Genomic DNA, 14,210 nt, shown 5'->3' with positions numbered 1-14,210 from the left:
TGATCTTCATAGAGAATGGCACCATGAATGATGGATTCTATTTCGATCTTGTGGATTACTCTGACGTCGTCAATAACACCGCAGGGATGTATATAGTCGTATGCCACCTGTGGGAGATCACGGACAACAAGCCGGAGGTGAAAGATTCCATCATTCTCGATGAAGCAGCAACACGCGTGCACGCCTTGGGAATGGAAACAACTTTTATCGGTCTCCCTGGGTGGCAGGGAAGATTGAATAATCCGGGAGTGTCTCTTGCTTGGTTTTTCAACAACGGCTTCTATGTATTCGAAATAGATGACGACATGATGCCGTCCTGACAGGTAACCGTTCTGTTTTCCCTGCCCCGACGTTTGTGTTCCAGTCAAGGTTCCCGGTCTTGGACGGGGCTGTCATGTCTTAGCGCTAGCCAGACTCGAAAATCCGGAACCAGAGAACTAGGCTATGCCCATGCCCCATATCCCTGCGCAAAGACCCTCAAAGCTAGCCACCCCAATGCTCATATTGGCCCTGCTGGCGGGAGCCGTCATGGGCGCCCTCGGCGGCGGGCTTCTTGTACTGCCCGACCTCATCGCAAGCGCTGGCGACCCGGACATCATCGAAACTTCTCTCGACACTCAGGCTTACAACGGATGGGGAGGTCCAACGGGCTATTTCCTCATACCCGTCCTTTACGGCATCCTTTGTGGAATGTTCCTTGCCCTAATTGCTGCCACTGGTTCGTTCATTGGCCTGGTCCTCCAAGATAAGAAGCAACCAGCGCGATCGGGGAATGACCAAGCGGTAGCCGCTGGAGCAGGAGCAGCCGTTGCAGGAGTCCTGCTGGCCCTATTCGTGATCTGGATCATCGGGGAAAGGCTAACATCCGTCTTTGTCATCGGTCCTGTCTTGATGGCGCTGTGCTTCATCATTGCGCAACTGGCCTTAATTGGCATACTGCGCTTTATCGACAAACGCGATCCAGCGCTCCGAGAAGCAATCTAGCAGCTGATATTGCAAAACCCTGTCCCGTAGCGCGTTCCTCCCACGGGATTATCCTGGCCGGTGACCACCAGATGCCCCGCTACGGCACTACTCCGCGTTCTGCGTCAGCGCTTTGGGCCAAGTCAGCACGCAACGATAGGGTTCTTCTTGTGAGACTGGTGGCTACCAAATCGCCGCCAACCATCAGGAGAGAAGCGCAATGACACCCCCAACAGAGACTGAAAGTCTCAGATTCGCAGAACGCTTGCCCGGTTGGCAGCGTTGGAGCGGTTCCCTAATCTTTGCAAGCCTTGCGGTTATTATCGCCGTGGTTGCTGTCATCGAATCGCTTTGGGGATTCTATTTAGTCGCTGTTGCACTGATCTTTGCCGCCGTGTGGTGCTGGAGGCTGGCACGGATCACGGTGGCCGTTGATGATGGAGCGGTCATTCTTACCGGTCCTGCATGGAAGCGGGTCGTGCCACAACAGGACGTGCATGAAGTTTCGGTTGCACCGGATAACGGCATGAACCTTGGCTTGGTGAACTGGCCCGTCACGACGCATGAACACGGCTCCCTCACGAGACTAAACATGGGCGGATCAGCCGCCGTGACCTTCTCGGATTCAAATGGCCACCGCTACCAGTGCGTATTGGCCAACCTCCAGGACGCCAAGCTAGTTGCGGAAGCGATCACTGGCTAATCCTCGCTCCACCACAGGGAACGGATCATGAAGTAGAGCGACACCGGCGTTTATTTCGAGCTGTCCCACAGAGGGTTCGGCTTACGGGCGGACAAAACCGCCATTTACTGCTGAAATTAAACCGCCAAACCAGGCTACCCGCTACGCTCTGCAACCCGAATGTTGACGACTGTGGGCAGAAGCGCAGACGGCTTTGGACACTGAGGAAATGATTCAAAATCGTTACATTTCGATTAGCAAAGTATCGGATTTTCTCACGATTTCAAGATTCTTGACAGTGTAATTTTTGTAATTCCATGTCATTCGAGTGACGTAGCAAAGCTGGCTGTCAACCACCACCTCATATGTTCCGTCGCTATCACCATCTGGACCAATCATCGTTATTTCTAAGTTGAATTCGTTTTCGTTGCCTCGTGCAACTGAGATTATTTTGTGTGTGTCTGTGGGACCGCCCCAAATGGGCAAATCGAGCGGACGAAACATAGCTAGTTCGGGCGTGGCTACTGGGATTCTCCACTCACCATCTCGGATGATAGGCGAATCGTTGGCCTCAATAATTAGAGTTTGGTGTGTATCTGCCTGGTATACGATCTCGAATTTCGACCAGTCATCGTTTCGCACTGTCCGGTAGCTCGATTCTTCGACGCGAGCTTCAACGATATAGGTTTTGAACTTAGCGTGGCCACTACCCTTGATTTCCACCGTGGCCTTAATGCCAGGGCGCTCGTCAGCTTCACGCAATAAACCAACGAGTTCGACCAGTAGTGAGAAATCAGAATCGGACATTTTGAACCCTTCAAGTATTCATGTACTAAATGATCCAAAGCGTACATGTGTAAGTCACCTAGCTGGGATCTGGACACGTAGTCTACTCATCTTCTAAAAACGGTTTCCGACGGCGCATAAGCCGGTTGCCGTAGGAAAATGACACTCATGAAAGATGAGTTCTACTTCGATCGCGTGGATTATTCGGATGTCGCAGCCGCATTGTTAGCTGCTCTGTCTTATCGGACGAAAAAGCAGGAATTTCAGACTTCCGGTTGAGAATCTCCGGTGCATGTTGGAGTGTTTTCAAACTATGCGTTTGTGCACGGATACGAATTTCCAGTAGAGGGTTCGGCTTACAGCCGCTTCTCTAGAGGAGCAGCTTGCGGAACGCGTCGAGAAGTTCTGCATGATGCCCCTCGAACGGGATAGATTGTGAGCATGATTGCAGAAAATATCAAGGTAACTCTCGTTGATCCTCGATATGTCAGTCAGGAGAATCCAGATCCCGTGTATCGGGTGGATTTCTGGGACGAAAATTGCGCCAGCTATGAGAACCGCCTTGAGAACGCAGAAAGCGTTGTCGATGTCCTCGCCTGGGCAGAAGCCAACCGCCACGGGTGCTATGCCGTGATTTGGGTCGAGTACAGCTATGAAGGTGGAATTGGCATGGCTCGGCTTCATGGGTGGGAACCAACAGGGGCGGGCTCTCCTTCTGCCACTGACCCTTATTTTCGCCAGTAATCAGGCACGGACTACAGAATACGGAGAACAACACGCGTTCCATGCCATTAAGATGGTCACTAAGCGTTCCTCTGTAGACGAATGAGGGTGGCTCCTATTGCGATTGGATTTGCGATAGATTCGACGCATCAACACCTAATGAGTTGGAGTCCACATGCTACCTGCGGCCAATGCCTGGGCCTTCGCCCTCGCCGCCTTCGCCCTCATCCTCATTCCCGGCCCGAGCGTGCTTTTTGTCATCGGCCGGTCCCTTTCCTTAGGTCGCAAGGGTGGTTTTCTCAGCGTGCTGGGGAACGCGCTCGGCGCCCTTCCTGCAGTAGCCCTGGTGTCACTTGGCGTCGGTGCCATTGTCGCCGAATCCGTAGTCGTCTTTATCGCTATCAAGTTCTTGGGAGCTGGCTATCTGGCATACCTGGGAGTGCAGGCGATCCGCCACCGCAACGATCACGTCGATACCACTACCTCGCAACGAGTTCAGCCGTCATCGTTCCGCATCATCCGAGAAGGATTCTTTGTCGGAGTATCCAACCCAAAAACCATTGTGTTCTTTGTCGCTGTGCTCCCGCAATTCGTCAGCTATGAAACCGGAACTATTCCGCTGCAGATGGCAACGCTCGGGGTGATCTTCTTTGCAATTGGAATGGCCAGTGACAGCGTGTGGGCGCTCATGGCAGGCACAGCACGAAAATGGTTCGCCCGTAACCCCAAACGCCTCTCACAAATGAGTGCCGGCGGCGGCGTGGCGATGATCGGCCTCGGAGGGGCGCTGGCGCTCACTGGTAGCAAAAGCTAGCTTGCTACCAGACGACGTGGCCCAAACGGTTCATAAGCCATTTCGGGCCTATCCGCTCAGTCTAGGCAGATACTCCGTTTCAGCGATTTGGTGATGTCGTGAGTTGTGGTGGCCTGTGGCATTCATTTATCCGTCATTCGTCCTGCAAAGCGTTCCACTGCGAACACCGAACTTTGTTGCCAGACCGCTCTGCCAAGCCCAGCCAACAGATTTATAAAAGTGCAAGCGAACTGGCCAGTCTCGCCTTTTCTTTCTCGTCAAGACACCCGCGCCAATCAATCCGATAGTCACGATTACGCCGATCAGAGCACTATGGATATCCAGTGCAGTCACCATGAAAGGAAATGACAGATTTACCCCTCGCGCAGTGTCTCAAAAACTGTAGGTGTTTGAGGCAACCTCGTTTTCAAATGGTAGCCGGGTTCGCGTGCGACGAGCCTTCCCGAATCCCCATACGAACCACAACGTAGACCGACATGGCCGTTGCTTCCGCAGAAGGAAATCGACGGATAAGCACCAAGGCATCGTGGTTGGGCCGAGATATCCTGGTTCGTCGGAGGTGCTGATCCACGGGACTAGAGGTGGGATAGGGCTCTGAGGAGCATCCCTAAAGAAATTCACGCTATAAATCTATGGGCTGTAGTCTGCGCATTGGAGGGCGCTGCAGATGGTAAGGCGGGCTACGTCGAAGGATTCAGCTATCTAAATTGTCGTCAGTGTTGCTGCCTGGTGGATGGAAACTAGTTTTCCTCCTATGCGCTGGAGAGCTCAGTCGCAGCCCTCGAAATCTGGTCGGGGCTCGTTGGTCTTGAACTCCGTTGTCGTCAAGAAATTCTTGCCGCCGATCGCCTAATACTATGACCTACAACGCAAATTCCCTGATCGGTTCATGACTCAACAACTTATCCCCCCGACAATGCGACACGCAACATCGGGCAGTTCCAGTCCCTGTCACGGTGTTTCGGCACGGGGTTCGATGCCGGGTTCACGGCAAGCATCCCAACTGGCCAGGAGGAGCAGCTTTTCCGCCGATGGGCTGTTTTCCTCCGCGGTGTAGGTGGTGATCCACAGTTTCGGTTCGCCGGGGAACTCGAACACGTCATAGTTGAGTCCGAGCTCGCCTACTACGGGGTGGCGGAAGGTCTTGTGCCCGGTTTGGTGTTCGTGGACGTGCTGGTCGGCCCAGTCCTGTCGGAAGCGGGGACTGCGGGTGGATAGTTCACCGATCAGGGCGGTCAAGTCAGGGTTCAGGGGATCGCGTCCGGCTTCCAGCCGCAACATGGCGGCGGTGTAGCAGCACGCCAGCTCCCAGTCTTCGTAGAAGTCCCGGGCCCTGGGGTCGATGAACATGAACCGTGCAAGATTGGGTTGTTCATGTTCGAAGAGCTGGTCGAACATGGCTCGGCCGAGCAAATTTGTTGCCAGGAGGTCCTGCCGGGCGTTGTAGACGATGGCCGGCATGTGCATGCCATCCAGTACCCGTTGCACCGAGGGGCGAACAACCAAAGGCGTTGCCGGTTGATGATCGTCCGGGTGGGCTCGGGACCCGGTGGTGCGGGCAAGTGCGAACAGATGTTCCCGTTCGGCGTCTGTGAGTTGGAGTGCGCGGGCCAGGGCGTTGAGCACGCTGTCCGAAGCGCTGCCGAGATTGCCGCGTTCCAGGCGTGTGTAGTAATCGGTACTGACCCCGGCCAGCACGGCGACTTCCTCGCGGCGCAGACCAGGCACCCGGCGATCTTCTCCGCCCCAGGATATTCCCGCTTGCTCGGGGGTGATCTGCGCGCGCCGCGAGATCAAGAAATCTCGTACGTCATCTTTCACACTCATACCTCCAGAATATGCTGCCATGATGCACAGAGCGAGCGCCTCGTGCCGATGCCTTGTTCATGGGTTGGCTGGTGTTGGGTTTAGTTGGCGTGGCGCACTGGGTTTTGCGTACCTGCAACCAGCCGCGGGCGGGGTCATGCAGTGACCTTCGACTGCTCCGAAATCCGGTCCTGGGTCGAGTCCCGGAAAGGGCGCAGCCGGGAGATCAAGACCAGAACTAGGGCGAGGGCGGCGAACATCCAACCACTGTAGATGGCTCCCTGCATTCCTGCTGCGGTGATGAATGTTGCACCGATGGTGCTACCGGCGAGCACGCCGAAGTTGCCGGCGGATGCGAACAGGCTGGTGACAAACTCCGGGGCGCCGGGGGCGGAAGAAACAGTCCAAACCTGGCTGACGACCTGGCCCGCCGCATGGCCGATGCCCCAGATCAGGGCGACCGGGAAAAGGGCTGCGAACGATGACGAACCGAACAGGTGCAGGACCAGATAGGCGGCGGACAGCGCCACGGGGTAGAGCAAGGCGGTGCTCAAAAGCCAGTGGTCCAGGAACTTACCGGCCGCAAGGTTGCCGATGATCCCGCCCAGGCCGAAAATGACCAGGATGATACTGATGCGCTGCCCATCGAGGCCCGAAACGCTGCCCAGGTATTCCGCGGCGAAGCCATAGACGGAAAGCATGGCCCCGAATACAGCCACCGCCTGGACCAGGGCCAGCCACAGGGCCGGTTTCTTCAGCACGCTGACGGTGTCTCCCAGGCTGGCGCGCTGGCGGGACTCCGAACGTGGCACCACGAGCCACACGCCCAGGGCGGCCAGAATGTTGGCGATCCCGGCGAGGTGGAATGCCGACTCATAGGACAGCGTTGCCGCGACCCAGGCCGTCAGCGGCACCCCGAGGACCATGCCCATGGTAGTGCCGACGAAGGCGATCGCGGTCGCCCGGGCGGCTTTTTCGGGCGGGAAGAGCGCGCGCACGGTCGTGAACGCGACGGAGAAGAACACCGCGTGCAGCAGCGCACCGGGGATGCGGATGGCCAGCAGCACAGCAAAGGAGGGCGCGAACGCCGAAGCCACGCTGACCAGTCCGAACACCAACAATGAGAGTGCCAAGAGCAATCGGCGGTCGAAACGCCCGACAATGAGCACGAGGAAGGGCCCGCAGACAGCCACGATCAAGGCGAAGGAGCCCAGCAGCCAGCTGGATTCCAGGATGGTGATATCGAAGCGGTTCATGATTGTCGGCAGGATGCCGACCACACCGAACTCGATCAGGTAGAGGCCGAAGAGGCCCAGCGTGATGAAAAACAGTGCCGCACTTTTGCGGGAACCACGCGAGGCGGTGGGTGAAGTCATGGCTAGGAAAGGTTCTTTCTCTCGGAGTGGTGGAAGCGGCGTCATACCCGACCCGCTCAAAAAATGCGCGACGGGCACGGGAGCACGTGGACCTCACACCATTGCACCTCAAATGTCCCCGGCCTGGGAGGACCCAACAGACCCCCTCGGATGCCCAAGCCCCAGAGCCCCGAGCAGGAACGTGAACTGGTCCAGATCCTTCCCCTGCATCCAGAGGACGCGTGTGCCGCACCAAAGAGATATTGGGTCGGGGGGACCTGCCAGACACTCCCACGCACGGGGCGCGGGAATGAATACTGGCTAGGGAGGCACCGCAGTGCCGTCCAAACCTCTTAGTGAAGGAGAATCCATGCGCACGGTGAATGCCTACGCCGCTGTTTCCGCGACCGACCCCCTGGAGCCGGCGACGATCGAGCGCCGCGAGGTCGGCCCGCACGATGTACTCATCGACATCGCCTATGCGGGCGTCTGCCATTCGGACATTCACACGGTCCGCGGCGAATGGGGCCCGATCGCTTACCCGCAGGTGGTGGGACACGAGATCGTCGGCCACGTCGCCGAAGTTGGATCCGCCGTCACCACGCACCAGGTCGGTGACCGGGTAGGCGTGGGTTGCCAGTCCGGCTCCTGCGGTGAGTGTGAGCAGTGTGCCAAGGGCGAAGAAGTCTACTGCCTCAAGGGCAACACCCAGACCTATGCGGGAGTTGATGCCGATGGCACGATCACCCAGGGCGGCTACTCGCAGGCGATCGTCGTCAACGAACGCTTCGTGCTCAAAGTCCCCGAGTCCCTCGACCTTGCCAAGGTGGCACCGCTGCTGTGTGCAGGGGTCACCCTGTTCTCTCCGCTCAAGCACTGGAAAGCCGGACCAGGCACCAAGGTCGCGATCGTGGGCATGGGAGGGCTCGGCCACGTCGGGGTGAAACTCGCCCACGCCCTTGGCGCCGAGGTGACGGTGCTCTCCCGCACCCTGGCCAAGCAAGAAGACGGGCTCAAGCTCGGCGCGGACCACTACTACGCCACGAATGAACCGGCCACCTTCGAGAAGCTTGCCGGCGAATTTGACCTGATCCTGAACACCGTCTCGGCACAACTGGACTACAACCAGTACGTAAACCTGCTCGCCGTGGACGGCACCCTGGTGATCCTCGGTGCCCCCTCAGAGCCGGTCGCCGTCGATGCGATCTCCCTCATCGCCAACCGACGCAGCATCGCTGGCTCAGCCAACGGCGGCATCCCGGTTACGCAGGAAATGCTTGACTTCTGCGCCGAGCACAACATCCTGCCCGAGACCGAGCAGATCAATGCCGCCTACATCAATGAGGCCTACGAGCGGGTGCTGTCCTCGGACGTACGCTACCGCTTTGTCATTGACGCGAAGACCTTCGCCTAAACACCGGAACGACACAAGAAACCAAGGAGCTGCCATGAAGGTATTTCTGATCGGCGCAGCCGGAGGAGTGGGACGGCGGCTCGCCGCCACCCTCGTCGCGCACGGCGACACGGCCACCGGCATGCACCGCAACCCGGAACAGCACGACGCCGTCGCCCAGTCCGGTGCGACCCCAGTCATCGGGGACATCATCGAAGACACCATCGAGGAACTCGCTGCGAAGCTCGCCGGGCACGACGCGGTGGTTTATTCGGCCGGCGCACACGGCACCGGCAAGGACCAGACCACCCTGATCGACGGCAAAGGCGTCGAAAAGGCCGCAGCCGCAGCCGCAAAGGCCGGGGCAACCAAGTTCGTGCTGGTCTCCGCGTTCGCCGACTCCGAGCGTGCCAGCGGGTACGGCGATGGATTCGAGCACTACATCAAGGTCAAGCGCGGTGCAGAAATCCACCTGACCGGCACAGGCCTGGACTGGATCATTGTCCGGCCCGGACACCTCCTCGACGGCGCCGGCGACGGACTCATCTGCGCAGGCTTGGCGCTACGCGAAGAACCCATCCGCCGCGAGAACCTCGCCCAGTTCATTCGCGAGGCACTGCACCATCCAGAGCTCACCCGCACGATCGTGGAAGTCACCGACGGGCAGACGCCCATCGCGGAGGCCCTCACCCACGTCGCACACTCCGTCGGACCCCGACGCTGATCGCACACTCCGTTGTCAGGACCGGCCGGTCCTGACAACGGAGCCATTCCGGCAACCACTTTTCACCCTCCATGGGCACGAGAACCTCAAGGAAGACCTTCGTGGAGCCGCATCGCCTGCCACATGCATACCTCACTTGACGGAAAGATCGTCGGCGACTATCTGCCCACTTCGGTGGGCATGGCAGCTCAGAGAGTACTACAGGGTTGTTCGTGGGCCCCCACCGCCACTACGCCAAGCACAAAGGGCTGGCTCAGCGGACGCAGGAGCAGCGAAGACAGCTTCACCCACCACCGCAAGCCGGATCCGAGAGAAGATACCGCACCCATCCCGAGGGCGACTACTGTTGCGGCACCGAAGGCACCCATGCACTACTTTTCCCTCGACCCCTCCGGGACGCTGGGGTGGGAACGCAACTCGACGGACTACAAGCCTCACCTAGGCGGCGACGGATTCCTTGGACCGGATGGACTAGGTGGTTTCCCGGTCCTGGCCAAGGACCAGCTCAAACGTCGCCACGGCGTTCCTGAGGTTGTGGCTGATCTTGGCCTGGACCTGTCACACTTAAACGCCCATACGGGTCATTTGCCCGCGCGGCATGCGCTGCGATGCCTTCCACCAGTCCACCCGCCCATTCCACGCCCTGGACGCCATTCCTGACGGCACCAAATGGCCCCACAACGGCGCATCATCCACTAGAAACGCCGGATGCATGCGCAGATGGATGGCCAACCCTCTCACATGCTGGCGACTCACCACAGCAGATAATGAACGACCCAAGCTCCAGCGTGACCCGACCGAACGCGAAGCCTTCAAAAGCCAAAAAGAAGCCGCGCAGCATCCAATCCTCGAACGCCAGGCACAAGACGCCGCCCGCATGAGCCATGGGGACTCTCCCTTCTAAGGTGAAAGTTCTCCCCGCCATTCGCTTGCTGTTCGATGCATCGAAGGCTCTTCGTGAACCCTCGTTACCGGACGCCTGTATCGTTGGCGCCTGATTTTTGACCACCCCAGTACTCAGTTATCGGGCGTCGGGAGAGCTTAGCGTCGGATATGAGACTTTTTCACGGGCCACCCCTAGTTGAGAATATCTATAAATTTTCTTGATGTTTCCCACGAATATGCGGATTCACTGCTGTGGCGTGTCTACCCGGCCCGCAGACTGTTTCGGCATCGTTCAGGTCGCTGATTTCCAATTGCACGGGGCGGACGGCCAGATATGCGCCGTAGATTCTTTCTCGGGTAGATCGTTGGAGCCGCATCGTTGGACCACAGGGAAATCTTGTAGGGAAATAATGAAAAATTAATTACCGGATTTCATGACGATAAATGCCGTACTCTGTCGCATACTTAGTTCAAGCAAGATCCGTAGGAGAGTACGGTCCCATACACCGCATCTAAGAGACCGTATTTTCCTTGTCTATCCGTTAGCAACGGCTTGCCTCGGCCGCGTTCAGGATCTGCGGCTCTGTCGGCTGAACGGATTGGATACTTGGGGGTTTCGACGCGTTCAGCCGACCAATCATCACATCGAGCAATTATATTGCTTCACGCCGTCACAGAATAGTGTCGCAGTTGCCTTCTAGTCGCTTCATTTTTTCTGTTTTGATTTCACAGTTTGAGCTAGCATTCGACTGGTGACATGACGACCAAATTCGCTGAGTATAACTTACCGTTGACTAGATGTTTATTGGACAACACTCAATTGATCCTATCTTCGTTCTCTTTTCCGGTATAGGTTAAAAAATAGACACTGGTACGACTTCTGGATATCGTTTCGGCGCACATGCGTTGGAAGCAGATCTGAAAGGTAGTGCAGCGTGACTCATGGGGAGTACTCGGAAAGTTACGAACAAGGTGGAGAACAGAAAAATGCCCGGTCGAATGGTTAGATCCAAGATCGCCGAACTCGTCGCAGAACTACTTGGTTCGCGCGAAGGACTTGACCACCTCAGCGAATATGGCTGGGTGCAAGGAATGCCGGTGGTGATGGCCACGCCCAATGAGCCACTTGACGATGTCATGGGGTTGGTGTCGATCCATGGTCGTGCGGTGCTGGTCGCTATGGAAGACGTAGAAACTGAAGATTTGCGTTTTGTGCATGTCTCAATGCCGTGCCCATTCCTGCACGTGGTCGCCGCAACGTCCTCGGGCACCACAACCGGCTCGTTCTTTGACCGTGTAAAACATGAGTCAATGGTGACATTCCGGGTTCAGTATTGGAAACACAGTGCAGTAGCGAATGCCGTTCCTATATCTGCCCCTCGATCAGTGGCAAAGCAGACGGCCTACCTGCAACATCTGAGAGTCTAGATTTTTCTTTGTTGATGCGAGCGCCCGGCAGTTTCGCCGGGCGCTCTTTTTTCTGGTGGAAGCGTGTGCGCAAGTAGAGGATCTTCTTGGCTAAGGGGAAGGGGTGTTGCCGTGGACCACGATTTCGGTGTCGGCTCGCTCGCTACTGAGTTGGTGAGCGGTGTCGTAGGCGTCATTGAGAGAAGTGAAGTTCCCTTGGAACCAGCCGTTGAGGTTGACGTCCCACGTTTGCCCGGTGGCATTGATGTCGATGGAGTTCATAGGTTCTTCCTCTGGAGTTGATGAAACCATATTAGTGATACTGCTTTGTTTCTTTGGATTCTCGGTGAGTGTGGGTGAATGTGAGAAAGCGCCCCAGGGTGTCCCCGGAACGCTTTGCTCGACCTCGCGAAAAGGTTATTCAGTTGTGTGCGCTTTGTGAGTTCGCAACTTGATAATATGCCGCGGGTATGGAGCAAAGACAGATGGTGGAGTAAATATTCAGGTAACTCGCAGAATCAAGATCGTGAGATCGCCTAGAGGGAATTTGGGGTGTGGGTCGGAGGTTCTTGACCATGGTGACAAGATGTTAGGTCTTAACACTTTGTAGGATGAGCTGTCGTACTTCGTTGACTTCCTGCGCGCGAGTTGACCAGTAGGCGGCATCTAGTCCAAAGCCCAGGGTTGCGTGGTCGGCTTGGTCCAAGAAATATTTGTGGTGGTCTTCAAGAGCGTTGAGCAGATCGGAGATTTGGGTGTTGCTGAGAGCAAGGTGAAGGTTCTTGTCCGGCATGCCAGTGAATTCCTTGGTTTTGACATATGATTTTTTTCAGGCTGTTTATCGACCCTACGCGCAATGTCTTAGTGGGTCATCAGCACTGAGGTGATTGCCAGCTTTTGGCTGCTTGTGGATCCGTGGGGATGAAGAACGCCATAGAGTACCAAACGCTTTGAAAGTTGAAGGGAGTGGCGAGGGTCAATGCTTAAGGGACAGCTCGCCGCTCCGGTGTCAAACTTTAGCAGGAACTCCGCTCCCTATAAGCCCATTTAAAGGCAAATTGACCCCCACCCGTTCGAGTGGGGGTCTTGCAGGCCAGTGGGCGGTTCAACGATCCCCATAGCGGAACACTTAGATGATGACCAATCCCCATGGCCAGCATCGGCCCACTGTTGAACCTTGTGTATAGCCTAGGTCTTCAGCGCCCAGAATAGGGATCATTTTTGAAGATTAATCTTATATTACTTAGGCAAGTATTTCCGAGGAATAGCACGCAACGAAGTGTGCTAAAAGTTGCCGAATATTGGCTATTTGGCTATTGGCACATGCCTTTAAAGGTTGTTACTGTGGAGAAACACTGCGTAGGGCGAATCTGATTCAATCCCCAAGTGGATCAGGTGGGCAGTTAGCGTGCCAGTAATCCCCCAAGTTACTTGTACGTCCCTTATTTCATTGGAACGACTACGGCCCCAACTCATTGTGAGTTGGGGCCGTCGCCATATGCACGTTCTATCTGGCTTGAAAATTAGATCTGCTAGCCGAGGCCTCAAGCGGAATTATTTTCAAAGTTAGTTGGCAGTTACGTCCTAGCGACCCGTCGCCTTCCGAATTGAGTTCCATTATTTTTGTCGCTTATTTGAGGTTGGTGATGGTTTGAGTAACTTAGAATAAATAACGGGATAAGTGACAGTTTGGGATCGTGGTATGTTTTTCTGAAATTTTGATGTCACGTAAACGGCCGTTTACGTGACATCGAACTTTTAGAAACACGCACATACGGAAAGTGTCACTTTACCCATTATTTATTCTAGATTACGGATTATGCAAACGGTCCTCTTACCGAGATATATGACAGATCCTAGAGATGGAGGGTGAGGTCTTGAAAACGCTATGGGGCAGAGCGAGGATCCGGCCACCAGTGCTCCTTGAAAAGAAGAAGATCTGCTTAGCCGCTACTGAAGAAAGTGTTAGTTGCAGAGGGTTTCAATGATATTTTTTGTCATCCTGGATGGCATAACACTTCAGGATTTCGGTGGGCGGTTTCAAGGGAACAGGTCATCGAAAGCACGACTGTATGTATTTTGGCTGGATTGGCCCAGTCTCGCTGTCTGGGGTGAATCGAATCTAAAATATCGGTGGTGCAACATAGGCTACGAATAGGTCGTTTCGCTCGATCCGGCCGTGACAAAGGATTCAGTTAATATGCCGTCAATTCCTACTCTTACCTGCCCACACTACCGACACACTTTTGTGGGTGTGAAAGTAACCCAGCACGGCCTCATCCGATGCGACAGCTGCGGTACAACTATTCGTATTTAGCTTTTAATATTTTTATAAGGTGCATTAAATAAACGCTTATTCCGAGAGCATGCAAATTTTGTATTCTCATAAACTTTCAGTCCCAAGGTGTTTTCCAAGGAGATATTTTGAGTTCGACTCAGTACAGAAGCGAGATGGAACGTAAGCGCAAACAGCGAAACGAGGCAGAAATGAAGGCAGGGGAGTACCGCTCGAAGGAGTCTCAAAAGCGAAGTGAACCGTCCCTGATTTGATGCCGCTGTCTTTCGAGAGAAAGATAGAAACCATGCCCAAGAAGTATCCTGCCGAAGTTCGTGACCGCGCCGTAGCGATGGTTGTGGACCGGCTCTCTGAATATCCTTCCGTGTATGCAGCG

Annotated in this window: 15 protein-coding genes; 10 read left to right on the top strand and 5 right to left on the bottom strand. The window is 55.6% G+C overall.

All coding sequences use genetic code 11. From position 1 onward, the window contains the following. The first annotated feature begins 23 nt into the window (after positions 1–23). The 3 genes from VJ369_RS17140 to VJ369_RS17130 all read left to right on the top strand — a co-directional run bounded on the left by VJ369_RS17140 (position 24) and on the right by VJ369_RS17130 (position 1,666). Positions 24–320: a hypothetical protein gene (locus tag VJ369_RS17140; protein WP_324093206.1), complete on the top strand. Its 297-nt coding sequence runs from the start codon at positions 24–26 to the stop codon at positions 318–320. 130 nt (positions 321–450) lie between these two features. Continuing rightward, positions 451–984 (top strand): hypothetical protein, encoded by a 534-nt coding sequence (locus VJ369_RS17135; protein WP_324093205.1) that lies wholly within the window; start codon positions 451–453, stop codon positions 982–984. 199 nt (positions 985–1,183) lie between these two features. Then, entirely contained in the window at positions 1,184–1,666 is a 483-nt protein-coding gene (locus tag VJ369_RS17130) for a hypothetical protein (protein ID WP_324093204.1), read from the top strand. 222 nt (positions 1,667–1,888) lie between these two features. Here VJ369_RS17130 and VJ369_RS17125 read toward each other — a convergent pair whose 3' ends face one another. Continuing rightward, positions 1,889–2,452, bottom strand: coding sequence for a hypothetical protein (locus VJ369_RS17125; RefSeq protein WP_324093203.1), 564 nt, complete (start codon positions 2,450–2,452; stop codon positions 1,889–1,891). A 420-nt stretch (positions 2,453–2,872) separates the two neighbouring features. On the opposite strand from VJ369_RS17125, the gene VJ369_RS17120 reads away from it, so the two are divergent. Then, positions 2,873–3,175 carry a hypothetical protein gene (locus tag VJ369_RS17120; RefSeq protein ID WP_324093202.1) on the top strand — a complete coding sequence of 101 codons (303 nt, stop codon included), beginning with the start codon at positions 2,873–2,875 and terminating at the stop codon, positions 3,173–3,175. Between the two features lie 154 nt (positions 3,176–3,329). After that, positions 3,330–3,968 carry a LysE family translocator gene (locus VJ369_RS17115; protein WP_324093201.1) on the top strand — a complete coding sequence of 213 codons (639 nt, stop codon included), beginning with the start codon at positions 3,330–3,332 and terminating at the stop codon, positions 3,966–3,968. 951 nt (positions 3,969–4,919) lie between these two features. Here the strand turns inward: VJ369_RS17115 and VJ369_RS17110 are convergent. Both VJ369_RS17110 and VJ369_RS17105 read right to left on the bottom strand, forming a co-directional pair. Beyond that, positions 4,920–5,795 (bottom strand): helix-turn-helix transcriptional regulator, encoded by an 876-nt coding sequence (locus VJ369_RS17110; protein ID WP_324093200.1) that lies wholly within the window; start codon positions 5,793–5,795, stop codon positions 4,920–4,922. Positions 5,796–5,929: 134 nt separating this feature from the next. Then, entirely contained in the window at positions 5,930–7,150 is a 1,221-nt protein-coding gene (locus VJ369_RS17105) for an MFS transporter (RefSeq protein WP_324093199.1), read from the bottom strand. A gap of 349 nt (positions 7,151–7,499) precedes the next feature. Here VJ369_RS17105 and VJ369_RS17100 point away from each other — a divergent pair, with 349 nt between their 5' ends. The 5 genes from VJ369_RS17100 to VJ369_RS17080 all read left to right on the top strand — a co-directional run bounded on the left by VJ369_RS17100 (position 7,500) and on the right by VJ369_RS17080 (position 11,559). Further along, the gene (locus VJ369_RS17100; RefSeq protein WP_324093198.1) at positions 7,500–8,543 is read left to right on the top strand and encodes an NAD(P)-dependent alcohol dehydrogenase; all 1,044 of its coding nucleotides are present in this window, start codon (positions 7,500–7,502) and stop codon (positions 8,541–8,543) included. After that, complete coding sequence (locus VJ369_RS17095; protein ID WP_324093197.1) at positions 8,515–9,246, top strand: NAD(P)H-binding protein; 732 nt, start codon at positions 8,515–8,517, stop codon at positions 9,244–9,246. Before VJ369_RS17100 ends, VJ369_RS17095 begins: the two co-directional genes overlap by 29 nt. Positions 9,247–9,369: 123 nt before the next feature. Further along, positions 9,370–9,906: a hypothetical protein gene (locus VJ369_RS17090; protein ID WP_324093196.1), complete on the top strand. Its 537-nt coding sequence runs from the start codon at positions 9,370–9,372 to the stop codon at positions 9,904–9,906. Between the two features lie 64 nt (positions 9,907–9,970). Then, positions 9,971–10,150 (top strand): hypothetical protein, encoded by a 180-nt coding sequence (locus VJ369_RS17085; protein WP_324093195.1) that lies wholly within the window; start codon positions 9,971–9,973, stop codon positions 10,148–10,150. Between the two features lie 968 nt (positions 10,151–11,118). Further along, entirely contained in the window at positions 11,119–11,559 is a 441-nt protein-coding gene (locus VJ369_RS17080) for a hypothetical protein (protein WP_324093194.1), read from the top strand. A gap of 90 nt (positions 11,560–11,649) precedes the next feature. Here the strand turns inward: VJ369_RS17080 and VJ369_RS17075 are convergent, their stop codons facing one another. Together VJ369_RS17075 and VJ369_RS17070 are read right to left on the bottom strand one after the other, a co-directional pair. Continuing rightward, complete coding sequence (locus VJ369_RS17075; protein WP_324093193.1) at positions 11,650–11,820, bottom strand: hypothetical protein; 171 nt, start codon at positions 11,818–11,820, stop codon at positions 11,650–11,652. A 307-nt stretch (positions 11,821–12,127) separates the two neighbouring features. Then, positions 12,128–12,331, bottom strand: a complete 204-nt coding sequence (locus VJ369_RS17070) for a hypothetical protein (protein WP_324093192.1) — start codon at positions 12,329–12,331, stop codon at positions 12,128–12,130. Positions 12,332–14,210: the final 1,879 nt, after the last annotated feature.

Origin of the sequence: Glutamicibacter sp., assembly GCF_035257265.1 — a bacterium.
In the GTDB taxonomy this organism is placed as follows: Bacteria; Actinomycetota; Actinomycetes; order Actinomycetales; family Micrococcaceae; genus Glutamicibacter.
The sequence above is the reverse complement of the archived record's forward strand: the minus strand, read 5'-3'. Positions and strand labels throughout refer to the sequence as shown.

Coding starts and splice junctions, on each gene's coding strand:
- VJ369_RS17140 (WP_324093206.1), top strand. CDS start 24: ATGAATGATGGATTCTATTTCGATCTTGTGGATTACTCTGACGTCGTC.
- VJ369_RS17135 (WP_324093205.1), top strand. CDS start 451: ATGCCCCATATCCCTGCGCAAAGACCCTCAAAGCTAGCCACCCCAATG.
- VJ369_RS17130 (WP_324093204.1), top strand. CDS start 1,184: ATGACACCCCCAACAGAGACTGAAAGTCTCAGATTCGCAGAACGCTTG.
- VJ369_RS17125 (WP_324093203.1), bottom strand. CDS start 2,452: ATGTCCGATTCTGATTTCTCACTACTGGTCGAACTCGTTGGTTTATTG.
- VJ369_RS17120 (WP_324093202.1), top strand. CDS start 2,873: ATGATTGCAGAAAATATCAAGGTAACTCTCGTTGATCCTCGATATGTC.
- VJ369_RS17115 (WP_324093201.1), top strand. CDS start 3,330: ATGCTACCTGCGGCCAATGCCTGGGCCTTCGCCCTCGCCGCCTTCGCC.
- VJ369_RS17110 (WP_324093200.1), bottom strand. CDS start 5,795: ATGAGTGTGAAAGATGACGTACGAGATTTCTTGATCTCGCGGCGCGCG.
- VJ369_RS17105 (WP_324093199.1), bottom strand. CDS start 7,150: ATGACTTCACCCACCGCCTCGCGTGGTTCCCGCAAAAGTGCGGCACTG.
- VJ369_RS17100 (WP_324093198.1), top strand. CDS start 7,500: ATGCGCACGGTGAATGCCTACGCCGCTGTTTCCGCGACCGACCCCCTG.
- VJ369_RS17090 (WP_324093196.1), top strand. CDS start 9,370: ATGCATACCTCACTTGACGGAAAGATCGTCGGCGACTATCTGCCCACT.
- VJ369_RS17085 (WP_324093195.1), top strand. CDS start 9,971: ATGGCCAACCCTCTCACATGCTGGCGACTCACCACAGCAGATAATGAA.
- VJ369_RS17080 (WP_324093194.1), top strand. CDS start 11,119: ATGCCCGGTCGAATGGTTAGATCCAAGATCGCCGAACTCGTCGCAGAA.
- VJ369_RS17075 (WP_324093193.1), bottom strand. CDS start 11,820: ATGAACTCCATCGACATCAATGCCACCGGGCAAACGTGGGACGTCAAC.
- VJ369_RS17070 (WP_324093192.1), bottom strand. CDS start 12,331: ATGCCGGACAAGAACCTTCACCTTGCTCTCAGCAACACCCAAATCTCC.